This is a genomic window from Rhodospirillales bacterium, assembly GCA_016699855.1.
Taxonomy (GTDB): domain Bacteria; phylum Pseudomonadota; class Alphaproteobacteria; order Reyranellales; family Reyranellaceae.
Genome location: CP064988.1, coordinates 3,038,079 through 3,053,230 on the forward strand (window position 1 = coordinate 3,038,079; position 15,152 = coordinate 3,053,230).

General features: G+C 72.3%; 14 protein-coding genes and 1 pseudogene. 7 read left to right on the forward strand and 8 right to left on the reverse strand.

Annotated features, from left to right (window positions below; translation table 11 throughout):
* Positions 1-50: 50 nt before the first annotated feature.
* The 3 genes and pseudogenes from IPK81_14270 to IPK81_14280 form a co-directional block, all read right to left on the reverse strand.
* Positions 51-806: an SDR family oxidoreductase gene (locus IPK81_14270; GenBank protein ID QQS10796.1), complete on the reverse strand. Its 756-nt coding sequence runs from the start codon at positions 804-806 to the stop codon at positions 51-53.
* 8 nt (positions 807-814) lie between these two features.
* Positions 815-1,765 carry an aldo/keto reductase gene (locus tag IPK81_14275; protein ID QQS10797.1) on the reverse strand — a complete coding sequence of 317 codons (951 nt, stop codon included), beginning with the start codon at positions 1,763-1,765 and terminating at the stop codon, positions 815-817.
* A gap of 197 nt (positions 1,766-1,962) precedes the next feature.
* Positions 1,963-2,972, reverse strand: a pseudogene (locus IPK81_14280) (IS30 family transposase).
* Positions 2,973-3,144: 172 nt separating this feature from the next.
* Here IPK81_14280 and IPK81_14285 point away from each other — a divergent pair.
* The 4 genes from IPK81_14285 (at position 3,145) to IPK81_14300 (ending at position 7,832) form a co-directional block, all read left to right on the forward strand.
* Positions 3,145-4,302, forward strand: coding sequence for a PspA/IM30 family protein (locus IPK81_14285; GenBank protein ID QQS10798.1), 1,158 nt, complete (start codon positions 3,145-3,147; stop codon positions 4,300-4,302).
* Between the two features lie 19 nt (positions 4,303-4,321).
* Positions 4,322-5,032, forward strand: a complete 711-nt coding sequence (locus tag IPK81_14290; protein QQS10799.1) for a DUF1449 family protein — start codon at positions 4,322-4,324, stop codon at positions 5,030-5,032.
* A 37-nt stretch (positions 5,033-5,069) separates the two neighbouring features.
* Positions 5,070-6,824 carry a flotillin family protein gene (locus tag IPK81_14295; protein QQS10800.1) on the forward strand — a complete coding sequence of 585 codons (1,755 nt, stop codon included), beginning with the start codon at positions 5,070-5,072 and terminating at the stop codon, positions 6,822-6,824.
* A 168-nt stretch (positions 6,825-6,992) separates the two neighbouring features.
* Positions 6,993-7,832 carry an enoyl-CoA hydratase gene (locus tag IPK81_14300; GenBank protein QQS10801.1) on the forward strand — a complete coding sequence of 280 codons (840 nt, stop codon included), beginning with the start codon at positions 6,993-6,995 and terminating at the stop codon, positions 7,830-7,832.
* Between the two features lie 322 nt (positions 7,833-8,154).
* On the opposite strand, the gene IPK81_14305 is transcribed toward IPK81_14300, so the two are convergent.
* From IPK81_14305 to IPK81_14315, 3 genes are all read right to left on the reverse strand, one after another.
* On the reverse strand, positions 8,155-8,511 hold the full coding sequence (locus IPK81_14305) for a DMT family protein (GenBank protein ID QQS10802.1): 357 nt from the start codon (positions 8,509-8,511) through the stop codon (positions 8,155-8,157).
* Between the two features lie 226 nt (positions 8,512-8,737).
* A complete protein-coding gene (locus IPK81_14310; protein QQS15117.1) occupies positions 8,738-9,880 on the reverse strand; it encodes an MFS transporter in 1,143 nt (380 codons plus the stop codon).
* Positions 9,881-10,091: 211 nt separating this feature from the next.
* A complete protein-coding gene (locus IPK81_14315; GenBank protein QQS10803.1) occupies positions 10,092-10,517 on the reverse strand; it encodes a hypothetical protein in 426 nt (141 codons plus the stop codon).
* 145 nt (positions 10,518-10,662) lie between these two features.
* Between IPK81_14315 and IPK81_14320 the strand changes: the two genes are divergently transcribed.
* Positions 10,663-11,505 (forward strand): LLM class F420-dependent oxidoreductase, encoded by an 843-nt coding sequence (locus IPK81_14320; protein QQS10804.1) that lies wholly within the window; start codon positions 10,663-10,665, stop codon positions 11,503-11,505.
* Positions 11,506-11,516: 11 nt separating this feature from the next.
* Here the strand turns inward: IPK81_14320 and IPK81_14325 are convergent, their stop codons facing one another.
* Positions 11,517-12,047, reverse strand: coding sequence for a hypothetical protein (locus IPK81_14325; GenBank protein ID QQS10805.1), 531 nt, complete (start codon positions 12,045-12,047; stop codon positions 11,517-11,519).
* 170 nt (positions 12,048-12,217) lie between these two features.
* Between IPK81_14325 and IPK81_14330 the strand changes: the two genes are divergently transcribed.
* Complete coding sequence (locus IPK81_14330) at positions 12,218-12,700, forward strand: hypothetical protein (protein QQS10806.1); 483 nt, start codon at positions 12,218-12,220, stop codon at positions 12,698-12,700.
* Between the two features lie 70 nt (positions 12,701-12,770).
* Positions 12,771-13,883 (forward strand): hypothetical protein, encoded by a 1,113-nt coding sequence (locus IPK81_14335; protein ID QQS10807.1) that lies wholly within the window; start codon positions 12,771-12,773, stop codon positions 13,881-13,883.
* 97 nt (positions 13,884-13,980) lie between these two features.
* Here the strand turns inward: IPK81_14335 and IPK81_14340 are convergent, their stop codons facing one another.
* Positions 13,981-15,081 (reverse strand): mandelate racemase, encoded by a 1,101-nt coding sequence (locus tag IPK81_14340; protein QQS10808.1) that lies wholly within the window; start codon positions 15,079-15,081, stop codon positions 13,981-13,983.
* Positions 15,082-15,152: the final 71 nt, after the last annotated feature.

Consider the following 15,152-nt stretch of genomic DNA (forward strand, 5'->3'; position numbering starts at 1 on the left):
GGCCGTCCCGCCCCGCTTCGCCGGGACGGCCGGCGCGCGGCCACCGCCGTCTACGTCAGGAACACCCCGCCGTTCACGTGGATCGTCTGCCCGGTGATGTAGGCGCCGTCGGGGCCGGCCAGCAGCGCCACCATGGCGGCGATCTCCTCCGGCGTGCCCTTGCGCTTCAACGGGATGCCGTCGTCGGCGAGGTTGCGCGGCATGGCGCCGCCGGCCGCCGCGCCGCGCACGGTGTCGATGGCGCCGGGCGCCACGGCGTTGCAGCGGATGCCGTGCGGCGCCAGCTCGACCGCCAGCGCCCGCATCAACCCCTCCAGCCCGGATTTGGACGCCGAGACGTGGCAGCGGTTGGGCGTGCCGATATGGGTGGAGATGCCCGACAGCGCGATGATGGCGCCGCCGCCGCGCGCGACCATCGACGGCGCCACGGCGCGCGCCAGCAGGAAGGCGCCGTCCAGCGCCACCGACAGGATCTCGCGCCACTCCGCGAAGCCCATGTCGAGGAACTTCGTCTGCCGCCGCAGGCCGGCGTTGCTGACGAGGATGTCGACGCCGCCCAGCGCCCCGGTCGCCGCCGCCACGATGGCCTCGACGTCGGCGGGCTTCGACACGTCGCCCATCGCCGCCGCCGCCCAGCCGCCCATGGCCTCGATCTCGGCGACGACGGAGTCGACGGCGGCGCGGTCGGCGCGGCCGTTGACGACGATGGCGGCGCCGTCACGCGCCAGCCGCAGCGCGATGGCGCGGCCGATGTTCCTGCCCGCGCCGGTGACCAGCGCGACCTTGCCGTCGAGCGGGCGCGCCATGTCCCCGCTCACGTCGCGCTGGCGGCGTCGAGCCGCGCGATCTGGCCCGCGTCGAGCTTCACGTCGGCGGCGCCCAGCACCTCCTCGAGCTGCTTGACGCTGGTGGCGCTGACGATCGGCGCGGTGACGCCGGGCCGCGCGATCAGCCACGCCAGCGCCACCTGGGTCGGCGTCGACTTGGTCTCGCTCGCGACGGCGCGAAGGGTCTCGACGATGCCGAAGCCGCGGTCGTTCATGTACTTCTTCACGCCGGCGCCGCGCGGCTTGCCCTCGGCGTCGGCCTCGGAGCGGTACTTGCCGGTGAGGAAGCCGCTGGCCAGCGAGTAGTAGCCGATGACGCCGAGGTCCTCCTTGCGGCAGAGATCCTCCAGCTCGCCCTCGTAGAGCTTGCGTTCGCACAGGTTGTAGTGCGGCTGCAGGCTCTCGTAGCGCGGCAGGCCCTGCTTGCGGCTGACCTCGAGCGCCAGGGCCAGGCGCTTGGGCCCGTAGTTCGAGGCGCCGATGGCGCGCACCTTGCCCTGCTTGATGAGCTCGGCGTAGGCCTCCAGCGTCTCGTGCAGCGGCACTGTCTCGTCGTCGCGGTGCGACTGGTAGAGGTCGATGTAGTCGGTCTTGAGCCGCTTCAGCGAATCCTCGCACGACTTGATGACGTAGTCCTTCTTCAGCCCGCCGCGCTCCGGCGAGAAGTTCATGCCGACCTTGGTGGCGATCTTCACCTTCGAGCGCGCGCCGCCGCGGCGGATCCACTCGCCGATCGCCAGCTCGGACTCGCCGCCCTGGTTGCCCGGCGCCCAGCGCGAGTAGACGTCGGCGGTGTCGATGAAGTCGAAGCCGCCGGCGAGGAAGGCGTCGATCAGCTTGCACGAGGTGTCGGTGTCGGCGGTCCAGCCGAACACGTTGCCGCCGAAGGTCAGCGGCGCCGTCTCGATGCCCGAGCGGCCGAGCTTACGTTTCTCCATGGTCGTCTCCATCCCCAGAAATGCGCGCGCGAGCCTAGAGCTTGGGGTCAGGCCTGCAAAACGGCAAATTTCGGCGCCGCCGCCCGACCGGAATTTGCCGTTTTGCAGGCCTGACCCCGTGGCCTGACCCCGTGGCCGCGAGCCAGTGCGTCTCCGAGGTCGAGGCCGCGACAGGCGAATTGCCGTCGCCACCACCGTCATCCCCAGCGGTGCGAGGGTGTGGATTCACATTCGAGGCGCAACAGTTTGTCGAAGAAGACCTCGGCCGGGGACCTGAAGGCGAGGCACTTGCGGGGCGTGTTGTTGTAGGCGGCAATCGCGGCGTCGAGGCGGTCGAGAGTGATCGTGTCGAGGTCGGTCTTGCGTGGCAAGCGTCCGCGCAGGCGTCCGATGGCGTTCTCGACGCCGCCCTTCTGCCACGGGCTGTGGGGGTCGCAGAAGAAGGCGCGGAGGCCGAGGGCGTCGGCGAGCGAGCCGTGGCGGGCGAACTCCGTGCCGTTGTCGAAGGTGATGGTGCGTCGCAGGCGGGGATCGAGCCGCTGGAACCAGGCGAGAAGCCGCTCGGCGACGGGTCCGGGGAGCTTGCCGGGCTGGTGCGCCGCCAGGACCAGACGGGACTTGCGTTCGTGGGCGACGAGGATGGTCCGGCCGGGCGTGGCGAACGACATGAGGTCGCCCTCCCAGTGGCCGAAGGTGCGGCGGCCGTCGACGCCGGGGGCCGTAGATCGATGGGGACGCGGCCCTTGATGAGATCGTCGACGGAGCGTTTGCGCCGTCCGAGCCGGCCGCGGCGGTGCTTGCGGCGCGGCAGGTAGTTGCGCCAGGCGGCGTCGTTGGTGCGACGGCGCTGGGCGTGGATGAAGCGGTAGATGCTCTCGTGGCTGATGCTGGCGGCGCGCTCGCGTCCGAGGCGGCCGGCGACCTGCTCGGGCGACCAGCCCTGGGCGAGGCGCCCGAGGACGAGGCCGCGCAGGTCCGCGTCGCGTTCGAGGCGGGAGCCGGTCCATCGCCGGGCGCGGGCCTGCTCCTGGGCGTAGGCCGGCCTGTAGCCGACCGTGGTCCCGCTGTTGCGCCTCAGCTCGCGCGAGATGGTCGATGGCGCGCGATCCACAGCTGCAGCGATCTGGCGGATCGACTGGCCGGCTTGTCGAAGGCGGGCAATCTCGCACCGCTCGTCGAGGTCGAGGTGGTCGTATCGTGTACCCATGGCAACACCTTAAGCTGGTGTTGCGCCTCGTTTGTGAACTCAGGGGGATCTTGGCGCCGCGTAAAGATCCCTCGCTCCGCTCGGGATGACGGGATGGTCGCCGGGATCACTCGCTCAAAATTCATGAGTCCCCACTTGTAAAGTACTAAAGCAGTGCTTTATAGTCTTAACCATGCTCAGACCCCGCCCGATCCCGGACAAAGGCTTCGCGATCCTGCGTTTGCAGCCGGATCCGGCCGCCGCCGCCGCTCTGGCGCGGCTGGCCGAGGCCTATGCCGGCCTGTCGGCGTGGCTGGACGCGACCATTCCCGCCGACCATTCCGCCGACCGGGTGGCGCTGCATCGCGCCTTCTACGAGCGTGCCCGCCAACGGGCCGGGCTTCCGGCCCAGCTCACCACCTTGGCGCTGCACGACTGGGCGGCACGGCGCCGGGGGCAGGTCGCGCCGGGCGTGCCGCTCGACGACAAGCTTTACGCGGTGAAGGGACTATCGACGGCCACGATCTCGACCCTCGACGGGCGGGTGGTGCTGCCGTTCGCGGTCGCCGGCTACGGCGACCGTTGGCCGGGCGGCGCGCCGGCCCGCCTGACGGTCGAGGGCGGCCGTTGGGAATTGCGCGTCGAATCGGATCGCGAGTCGATCCGTCTGGCGAAGGAGGAGAAGGTCATGGCCACCGAGACCACGCTGACCCGCATCGGACGTCTGATCGCGGGCATGACGCACGCCGCCATCGGCGCGGCCGAGAGCGCCAACCCGCGCGCCGTGCTCGAGCAGGCGCTGCGCGAGATCGACGCCGCCGCCGACGAGGTGCGCGGCGAGATGGGCAAGGCGATGGCCGAGCGCACGCGGCTCGATCTGCGCCGCAAGGAGCTGGCGCGCGAGCTGGCCGACCTCGAGACCAAGGCCCGGCTCGCCGTCCAGAAGGGCCGCGACGACCTCGCCGAGGCCGGCATCGCCCGCCAGATCGACATCGAGGCGCAGACCGGCGTGCTCGACCGCCTGCTGGCCGACGCGCAGGACCGCATCGACCAGTTCGAGCAGACGCTGAACGCGGTGCGCGCCAGCCGGCGCGAGGCGGAATCGCGGCTGGCCGACATGGCGCGCACCTCCGGCGAGGGCGCGGCGGATCCGGGCGCCGGCGCCGGTGAAACGCGGGTCGGCCGCGCGCTGGACAAGGTCGAGCGCGCCCAGTCGGTGATCGGCCGCATGTCGGGCGTGCCCGCCGATTCCGGCGCCACCGACCACAAGGCGATCGACGAGCTCAACGACCTGGCGCGCCGCGAGGCCGTCGCGGCGCGGCTGGCGCGCTTGAAAGGCGGCGCGTCCTGATGCCAAGGTGGCGGGAGCGATGCTTGATTTCCTCACCCGGCCGGACGTCGAGCCGTTCACGATCGCCGGCATCGCGCTGCTGGCGCTGCTGGCGCTCGAACTGTTCACGCTCCTGATCGGCAAGCCGCTCTCGGCCTTGATCGACCACGCCGTCGGCTACGACGGCCACCATCTCGACGTCGGACACGTCGAGCTCGACCACGCCATCGACCACGCCCATGTCGAGAAGCCGCCGACGATGTTCGGCACCGCGCTCGACTGGATCAACGCCGGACGCGTGCCGATCCTCGTGCTGATCGTGCTGCTGCTGGCGGCCTTCGCGGCCATCGGCTTCACGCTCCAGACCCTGGTCGGCGTCACCGGCCACCTGGTCCCGAAATGGATCGCCGTCGCGCTGGTCGTAGCGCCGGCCGTGGTGTCGACGCGCTGGCTGTCGAAGGGGGTCTCCAAGGTCGTGCCGCGCGACGAGACCTACGCGCTGGGCGGCGGCGATCTCGTGGGCTCGGTCGGCACCGTCACGGTCGGCCCGGTGCGCAAGGGCGTCGTGGCCCGCGCCCGCATCGCCGACCGCCACGGCAACGTGCATTTCCCCCGCGTCGAGCCGGCCGATCCCGAGCACGTGATCCCGGCCGGCGCCTCCGTCCTCGTTGTCGAGGTCCGCGGCGGCGCGCTGGCGGTGGCGCCGGCCGATCCGCGGCTGATCGACGACAAACCCCAGAACGGCGGCTGACGCCGCCGCGTCCGCGGCTCCATCGGAGGTCCGAGAGATGATCGAGACGTTGTTCCAGCTGGCCGTCCCGGCGGTGATCGCCGTCGCCGCCCTGATCACCATCGGTCTGGTGATCGCGCGCCTCTACACCCGCGCCGAGAAGGACCGCGCCTACGTGCGCACCGGCCTTGGCGGCCAGAAGGTCGTGCTCGACGGCGGCTCGATCGTGCTGCCGGTGTTCCAGAGCATCGCCTGGGTGAACCTGCAGACGCTGCGGCTCGAGGTGCGGCGCGACAACGCCGACGCCATGATCACCCGCGACCGCATGCGCGCCGACATCGGCGTCGAGTTCTACGTCCGCGTCAAACCCGACGCCACGTCGATCGCGCTGGCGGCGCAGACCCTGGGCGACCGCACCAACGACGCCGAGCTGCTGCGCGCGCTGATCGAGGCGAAGTTCGTCGACGCGCTGCGCAGCGTCGCCGCCACCATGGCGCTGGCCGAGCTGCAGGAGCAGCGCGCCGTCTTCGTGCAGTCGGTGCAGACCGCCGTGGCCCGCGACCTCGAGCTCAACGGCCTCGAGCTGGAGAGCGCCTCGCTCACCAAGCTCGACCAGACCGACACCAAGTTCTTCAACCCCAACAACGCGTTCGACGCCGAGGGCCTGACGGCGCTGACCAAGATCACCGAGACGCGGCGGCAGGAGCGGAACCTGACGGTCCGCAGCACCGAGGTGACCATCGCGCAGCAGGATCTCGAGGCGCGCCAGCGCACGCTGGAGATCGAGCGGCAGAAGAAGGAGGCCGAGCTCACCCAGCAGCGCGACATCGTCAACAAGACGGCCGAGACCCGCGCCGCCGCCGCGCTGAAGGAGGCCGAGGCGCGCCAGGCCGAGGAGAAGGCGCGCATCGACACCGAGCAGGCGATCGCCCAGCGCACCGCCACCGCCAAGCAGGCGCAGGAGACGACGCGCATCGAGGCCGACCTCGCCATCCGCCAGCGCGAGATCGAGAGCGAGCGCAACGCCGAGACGCTGGCGATCGGCAAGAAGCGCGACATCGAGATCGCCGACCAGGAGCGCGCCATCGCCGTGGCCGACAAGAGCCGGGCCGAGAGCGAGGCCCGCGCCAAGGCCGAGGAGGCGCGCGCGCTGGCGGCGTCGGCCACCGAGAGCGTCGAGACCGCCCGCCAGATCGCCATCGCCGAGCGCCAGCGGCAGGCCGCCGTCATCGACGCCAAGCAGCAGGCCGAGCGCGACGCCGCCAAGGTGACGATCGCCGCCCAGGCCGACCGCGAGGCGGCCGAGAACCGCGCCATCGCCGTGCGCACCGAGGCGCAGGCCGAGGCCGACGCCGCCAAGATCAAGGCCGAGGCCCAGGCGAAGACCTACGACGTCGAGGCCGAGGGCCAGCGCAAGATCAACGAGGCGCGCAACGCTCTGTCGCAGGCCATGGTCGATCTCGAGATCGTCAAGGAGCGGCTGCGCGTGGTGCCGCTGGCGCTGGCCGAGGCCGTCCGCCCGCTGGAGAAGATCGGCGACGTGCGCATCATCGACATGGGCGGCGGCCTGCCCGGACGCGCCGCGGCCGGTGGCGGGACGGGCGGCGGCTCGCCCAGCGACGGCTTGCTCAACGCGCTGCTGGCCTACCGCGCCAACTCGCCGGTGATCGACAAGCTGCTGGTCGAGGCGGGCTTCACCGCCGGCGGCAACCCGGTCGAGGCGCTGGTCGCCGGCGTCACCGATTCCGGCAAGCCCGCCGCGCCGGCCGCCGAGGCCTCGCCGCGCTGGTCGGCGCCCGGCTCGACGCCGTAGCCGCGGCCCGCACCGATCCATCGCGAGAGGCGCCCTATCGGGCGCCTCTTTCGCGTCTCGCGACCCGCGCGCCCGCCGGATGGAAGCCATCGCGTTTCGCCATGGGCGCCCGCGCGGCGCCGCGCTACGGTTCCGCGACGGCCCGGCACGAGGTCGCGGAGGGACGCCATGGACTACAAGACGCTGCTGTGGGAGCGCTTCGATTCGGTGCTGCGCATCACCACGAACCGCCCGCACGCGCTCAACGCGCAGAGCCGGGTGATGCTCGAGGAGCTCGACGCCGCCTTCAAGCGCGCCGCCGACGACGACCAGGTGAAGGTCATCGTCATCGCCGGCGCCGGCAAGCATTTCTCCGCCGGCCACGACCTCGGCAGTCCGGAGGAGATGGAGGACGCGAAGCTCAACCCCGTCGGCCCCGGCTTCGCCGGCGAGTACGAGCGGCTGTCGCACCTCTTCCTCGACATCACCATGCGCTGGCGCGACGTGCCCAAGCCGACCATCGCGCAGGTCCAGGGCTACTGCATCATGGGCGGGCTGATGCTGGCCTCGTCCTGCGATTTGATCATCGCCAGCGAGGACGCGCTGTTCGCCGATCGCGCCATCCGCTGGGGCGGCGCCCACGTGCAGTACTTCTCGATGCCGTGGGATCTGGGCCCGCGCAAGACCAAGGAGTACATCTTCACCGGCGAGTTCTTCACGGCGGCGCAGGCCGAGCGAATGGGCCTGGTCAACCGCGTCGTGCCGCGCGCCTCGCTGGAGAGCGAGACCATGGAGCTGGCGCGGCGCATCGCCGTGCACGACGCGTTCTCGCTGCGCATCGCCAAGAGCTCGGTCAACGACACGCTCGACATCCAGGGCCAGCGCCAGGCGATCGACACCGCCTTCAAGAACTACATGCTGACGATCCCCGGCCGCATCGAGCGCGGCACCTACGGACCGGCGGCGCGCGCCAAGGACCCCAAGGACCGCTTCGCCATCCTCAACAAGAAGCCCGACGCGGCGGAGTAGGGGGCGGCCGCTACTGTCATCCCGAGCGCAGCGAGGGATCCAGGCGCCGCCCCTGGATCCCTCGCTGCGCTCGGGATGACAGAGGGGACGTGCCGAGAGGCATCTCCGCGCTGCGGAGTAGGGCGCGGCACCGACGGACCGGCGGTACGCACCGCGCACCACGCTCCCATCGTCATCCCGAGCGGAGGCGCGAAGCGCCGCAGTCGACGGATCCTCCTGCGACGCTGGATCACGAAAGATCCTTCGACGGCGCGCCTTCGGCGCTTGCTCAGGATGACGACAGGCCGGCGGGAGGAGGGCCTTGGCGCACCGAACGCCGCGCTCACCCCAGCGGGCCCTTGAACACGAAGAACGCGCCCAGCGCGATGAAGCCGAAGCCGACCGCGTGGTTCCACGTCAGCGCCTCCTTGAGGTACAGCACCGAGAACGCCGCGAACACCAGCAGGGTGACGACCTCCTGAATGGTCTTGAGCTCGGCCGCCGAGTAGTGGCCGTGGCCGATGCGGTTGGCCGGCACCGCCAGGCAGTACTCGACGAAGGCGATGCCCCAGCTCGCCAGGACCACGATCCACAGCGGCCGGTCGGTGAACTTCAGGTGCCCGTACCACGCCAGGGTCATGAACACGTTCGACGCCAGCAGCATCACGATCGGCAGGTAGGCGGCGGGGGCGATCTGCATGGGGGGTCCGTCGGGTGGGTGTCTATGTCATCCCGGGCACCGGCGGCCGGCGCGGCGGTCGAAGGATCTTGCCGCCACCGGCGGCGGCGCGGCGACACCCCGATGGCGCGCCAGCCGCGCGCCGACGCTGGCGGGGAGATCGTCGCGGCGCGCGGCGCCGGTCCGCGCGCACCGCCCCGCGGCGCCACGGGATGCCGCGGCGCGAGGGTCGACGCCGACGAAGCGGCTACGCCGCCACCGCCGGCGTCCGGCGGAAGGCGCCGGTGCGCATCAGCAGCCAGGCGACGATGGCGGCGTTGACGAGGTTCCACGCCATGCCGTTGAGGAAGGCCGCCTTGTAGCTGCCGGTCATGTCGAAGATCGCGCCCGAGATCCAGCCGCCGAACGCCATGCCGATCATGGTCGCCATCAGCACGGCGCCGACCCGCGCGCCGGCCTCGCCGGGCGCGAAGTACTCGCGCACGATGATGGCGTAGCTCGGCACGATGCCGCCCTGGAACAGGCCGAACAGCGCCGAGATGATGTACAGCGACCACATGCCGTCGAAGCCGAGATACATCAGCAGGGCGGCGCCCTGCAGCAGCGAGCCGAGGAACAGCGTCGCCAGACCGCCGATGCGGTCGGCCACGAATCCCGAGGCGATACGGCTGATGATGCCGCATGCCAGCATCAGCGACAGCATCTCGGCGCCGCGCGCCACGCCGTAGCCGAGGTCGCCGCAATAGGCGACGATGTGGACCTGCGGCATCGACATGGCCACGCAGCACGCCACGCCCGCGACGCACAGCAGCGCCTGCAGCGCGCCGGGCGAGAGGCCGGGTCCGGTGCGGCCGGCGGCCGGCGCCGGCACCGTGGTCGCCAGCGACAGCGCCGGCCGCGGCCGGCGTAGCGCCAGCATCAGCGGCGGCATCGAGACGAGGCAGAAGATCCCGATGCCGATATGGGTGGCGCGCCAGCCGGCCGTCTCGATGAAGTGCTGCACGATGCTGGGCCAGGTCGCGCCGGCGATGTAGTTGCCCGACGCGCACAGCGCCACGGCGATGCCGCGCCGCTTGTCGAACCAGTACGTGATGTCGGCCAGCAGCGGTCCGAACGTCGCCGAGGCGCCCAGCATGCCGATCAGCACGCCATGCGCCAGCGCGTACATCCACAGGCTGGTCGAGAACCCGGCGGCGATGTAGCCGAGGCCGAGCGCCACGGTGCCCAGCAGCAGCGGCGGCATGATCCCGCGCTTGTCGGCGAAGCGGCCGATCAGCAGCCCGCCGCAGGCGAAGCCGATCATGGTCAGCGTGTAGGGCAGCGACGCGCCGGCGCGCGCGGCGCCGAACTCGGCCTGCACCGTCGGCAGCGCCACCACCACCGACCACATGCCGACGCCGCCGATCGCGCTCAGCGTCACCGCCGCCGCCAGCCGGACCCATGAATAGCCGGTCTCGACCTCGCCCTTGTGCTCCGTCACCGCGTTTCCCCGCCAGCGTTCGTTGCCGCCGAGCCTATCCGAACGGGACTCGCGCCGACAGCGCGGGCTTGTCGCGATTGCGTATCCCAGCCATGCCGCGCGCGGCGCGGGCCGCGCCGGCCTATTTCGGCGCGTGGGACGCGAGCGGTATCGACCACGCGTTGCTCATGCCGTTGAGACCGCGGCGGATCTTGTCGGCGTCGTTCTCGTCGAGACCCTTGCGCGCCTCAGCCAGCGCCTCGCCGCCCCGCTGCACGAGGCCGCGCTGGATGCGGCCGACCAGCGCCCGGTCGGCCGCGCCGATCGCCTCGGCCGCCTTCGCGCCGAGCGCCAGCAACGCCTCGTATGCCGCCAGCAGCTCGACGGTGGGCTTCTCCTGGCGCGACGCGAAGGCGTCGACGGCTCGGTTCACGTCGGGGTGCAGCCTGGTGCCGGCCTCGTGCAGCGCGCGGTACTCGGGATTGGCGAGGCCGGCGTCCTGCGCGCGGGCGGCGCCGGCGGCGAGGATCGGCAGGATCACGGTCAGCGACAGGACGAGGGCGCGCATCGACGGTCTCCATTCTGGCGGCCGCATCGTAGCCGGACCGGCGCCGCCGGCAATCGCCGCGATCCACCACGCGGCGCGGACGGGCGGGACGCCGCGGCCGCCGCGCGCTATCGTCGGCCGCGGAACCATCCGGAGATCAAAAGCGATGCGCGTCGGCGTCTTTTACTTCCCCGTCGAGTACGGGATCGAACCGGGCGAGCTCGGCGCGGCGCTCGAGGCGCGCGGCTTCGAGTCGCTGTTCGTGTGCGAGCACACCCACATCCCGCTCAGCCGGCGCACGCCGTTCCCCGGCGGCGGCGAGCTGCCCAAGCGCTACGCCCACACCCACGATCCGTTCGTGGCGCTGTCCTTCGCGGCGGCGGCGACGAAGCGCCTCACGCTCGGCACCGGCGTCTGCCTGCTGCCGCAGCGCGATCCCATCGTCACCGCCAAGAGCGTCGCCAGCCTCGACCTGCTGTCGGGCGGACGCTTCGAGTTCGGCATCGGCGGCGGCTGGAACGTCGACGAGATGGAGAACCACGGCGCCCGCCATGCCACGCGCTTCAAGCTGATGCGCGAGCGCGTGCTGGCGATGAAGGCGCTGTGGACGCAGGAGGCGGCCGAGTTCCACGGCGAGATGGTGAGTTTCGATCCGGTGTGGTGCTACCCCAAGCCGGCGCGCAAGCCGCATCCGCCGATCCTGCTGGGCGGCGAGACCGACCACACGCTCAAGCGCGTCGTGGAATACTGCGACGGCTGGTTCCCGCGCGCCCGCGGCGGCTTCGACGCGGCGGCGGCGCTCGACCGGCTGCGTCGCGCGGCGGAGGCCGGCAAGCGCGATCCGGCGACGCTCTCGACCTCGGTGTTCGGCGCGCCGCCCGACGCCGCGACGCTGGACTCCTACCGCGCCGCCGGCATCGACCGCGCGCTGCTGGCGGTGCCCGACCTCGACCGCGACGGCATCCTGCGCGCGCTCGACACGATGGCGCCGCTGGCCAGGGCCGCCTAGGCCGGCCGCGCTCAGCGCGGCGCGCGCGTCGGCCTGCGGGTCGCGCCCGAGCTGCCGTTCATCGCGCACGCCCATTCGCCGGCGGTGGTCCGCCAGCACGCGCCGGTGGCGCCGCCGACGTCGGTCTCGCGGCAGTTCAGCGTCGGATCGGCGCCGCCGCGGCCGGCGTCCTTCATCGAGATGCAGGTGGCCCAGGTCCACGACCCGCGCACCGGATGGACCGGCGCGCGCGTGTCGGCGCCGGGCATGGCGACGCTGTTGTACAGCGACGCGAACGGCTGGGCGCCGCCGAGTTCGACCCGCGTCGCCTCCATCAGCCACAACTCGCCGCTGCCGGAATTGACCGTCTCGCGCCGGCAGCGGATCAGCACGGCGGCCTGCTGCGGCGACGGCGGCTGCGCCTGCGTCAGGGATGGACACGCGACCGGATCGCGCGCGCCGTAGGGCGCGCCGGCGCCGGCCTGCGCGGCGGCCGGTGCCGGCGATGCCGCGCCGGCCGCCGCGGCGACGGCGACGGTGGCGAGCGTGGAAAGCGGTCGCATCCAAAATCCTCCGAGGCGCGCGTCGTGGCGCGGCCTGTGTCCGCGACCATGGCACGGATCGGCGGGCCGGGTCGACGAGACGGCGTCGCGCGGATGGTCGACGACCCTCGATGTGATTTCCCCGCGCGGAGCCGCTATCCTGCGTCGGCCCGTCCCATCTGGAGAGAGCCATGATCCGTAGAAGTTTCATCCTCGGCGCCGCCGGCGCCGCCACCCTGTCGGTCCCCGCGCGCGCCGCCGACACGCTCTCCGGCAAGTATCTCGGCAACGGCAAGGAGGCGAAGATGGCCTTCGTCAGCGCCTGGACGCGCGAGCCGTTCTCCGGCAAGGACGCGATCACCATCGTGATGACCGAGAAGGACCACTCCGCCTCGAAGCGGCCGGACTGGGACGCCGATTTCGGCAAGTTCGGCAGCGCGCTGACGATCTCGGTGCACCGGGTCGACGGCCGCGTGTTCGGCTGCCAGGTGGCGCACGACGCGCTCAAGCGCAAGCCGGTGTCGGTGCTGGGCAAGATCAAGACGGTGGATTTCAAGATCACCGGCGACCGCGTCGAGGGCCGCGTCACCTCGGGCGGGCCCGACAAGATGTTCGACGAGACCTACGAGGTCGACCTGGTCTTCGCCGCCGACATCCGCAAGAAGGCGGGCTGACATCGGCGTATCGACCGCGGCGGCGCGCGCCGACGGAGTCGGGGCGCCGCGTTCCCGCACCGGAGGCACGATGACCACACCGCTGCACCGCGCCGCCGCCGTGGCGGCCGTCCTCGCCAGCGCGTCGGCCGCGCCGGCGGCGGCGTTCGACGCGCTGGAGCGCTTCATGCGCGTGGCGCCGCCCATCGACCTCGCCAAGCCCGGCGCGCTGCTCTCGCACATCGACCTGCGCGTCTTCGCCGCGAAGACCGGCGTGCCGCCGGTCGTCGCGGTCAACCCCGGTGGCCTGCCGATGGCGGTCGCCGTCGCGCGCGAACCGGCCGGTGCGCCGCAGTTCGAGGAGCTGTTCGGCGTCAAGCTCGAGGCGATGACGTTCCACACCGAGACCGGCGCGCCGCCGGAGAACCTCCACCACGTCGAGTTCGCGCCCGGCTCCGCGCCGCGCATCGCCGCGGCGCTGGAGAGGCGCGGCTTCGCGCGCGAGACGCTCGGCCGGCACACCGTGTTCGCGAAAGGCGACGACAACGCGGTGGACATCGCCGGGCGCCAGCCCGCGGATCCGTTCGGCGGCCATCTCGGCCTGTCGCAGCGCGTGCTGCCGCGCGACGGCGCGTCGGTCGTCACCCGCGCCTGGCCGACCATGCACGCCGCCATCGCCGCGATCGACGGCAAGCGCGATCCCGCGGTCGTGGCGCTGGCCGCCACCATTCCGCCGCTGCGCGAGGCCGTCGGCAAGGGCGCGGTCGCCGAGCAGGCGGCGCTCTACGGCCTCGCCAGCTTCGCGGGCGCGACCGCCAACCGCGCCGCGCTCGACGCCGTGCTGGCCGGCAAGCGGCCGCCGACGCAGCCCGCGGGACTGACCATGCCGCTGTTCGCGGCGGCGTGGCTGGCGTCCGGCCGCATCGACAAGGACGCGTTCGCCGCGGTCGCCACGCTGCACAGCGACGCCATCGCCGCGCGCGAGGGCAACGCCGCCATCGCGCGCCGGATCGCCGCTTTTTCGACGGGCGAGGGCGCGGCCCCGGTGGTCTCGACCAAGGTCGCCTCGGCCGGCGCCGTCTGGGTCTCGGTCGTGGTCCTGCGCTTCGCCGGCCAGCCGCCGGAGCGCGGCGCCCGCGCCCTGCGGGCGTGGACGCAGGCCATCACCGAACGCGCCTTCACCCCGCTCGATCCGATGAAGTGAGGCCGGCGTTCTCTCCCTCTCCGCCGCGAACGGCGGGAGAGCGCGTGGCCCGCGGCGGGCCGCGCGGCGCGTCCGAAGCGGGGCCTGTGGCGCCGTCTCAGATGTCGTAGGCGAAGCGCCGCACCGCGTCCTCGTTCCACTCAAGCCCGGCGCCGGGACGGTCGGGCACCGTGACGCGTCCCCCGGCGACGGCGAACGGCTCGGCGACGATCGGATCGGCCCAGTCCTGCCACTCCAGCCAGTGCGCGCTCTCCGTCACGCGCAGCAGGTGCGCCGAGAACTCGGGATAGAGATGGCTCGACATCTCGATCCCCGCCGCGCCGGCGATCGCCGCCGCGCGCAGCCAGCCCGTGACGCCGCCGATGCGCATCAGGTCGGGCATCGCGAGGTCGCCGGCGCCGGCCGCCAGCGCCTGCGCCAGCGCGCGGGGTCCGTAGAAATTCTCGCCGAGCTGCACCGGCGTGGCGAGCTCGCGCGTCAGCCGCGCGTGGCCCGCGAGATCGGTGTAGGCGACCGGCTCCTCGAACCAGTACAGCCCCTCGCGGTCGAGCGCGTGGCAGCGCCGCAGCGCATCGCCCAGGGTCAGGCCCTGGTTGAAATCGACCATCAGCTTGACCTCGTCGCCGGCGGCGGCGCGCACGGCGGCGATGGCGGCGAGGTCGTCGGCCAGACGCGCGCGGCCCAGCCGCAGCTTCAGCGCCGTGAAGCCGCCCTCGGCCGCCAGCGCGGCGGCCTCGTCGCGCAGACCGCCCACGTCGGTCAGCCACAGCCCGTTGCTGTTGTAGGCCGGCACCTCGCCGGTGGCGCCGCCGAGGAACGCCGCCAGCGGCATCCCCGTGGCCTTGGCCAGCGCGTCCCACGCCGCCATGTCGAGGCCGGACACCGCGATCATCGACACGCCCTCGTTGCCGACGAGGTTCAGCGATTTCAGCCCGTCGCGGAAATCGTCGATCGGGCGCACCGGCTTGCCGGCGCGCGCCGCCGCCAGATCGCGGATCGCCGGCGCGATGTAGCGGGCGGCGCCCTTGAGATAGGGCTCGAGATAGGCGCGCCCGGTGATGCCCTCCTCGGTCAGCAGGTCGATCAACAGCACCGGCCAGTGGTCGAACAGCCCGACCTTGGACACCACCGGCCGGCGCAGCGGCACGTCCACCGCCCGCACCGTCACCGACCTGAACGTCAGCCCTTCGAACCGCATCGCCGCCTCCCGCCGCTCCCGACAGGACGCGCAGTCGAAACCCGCGGGCGACCGATGTACATTCACTACCG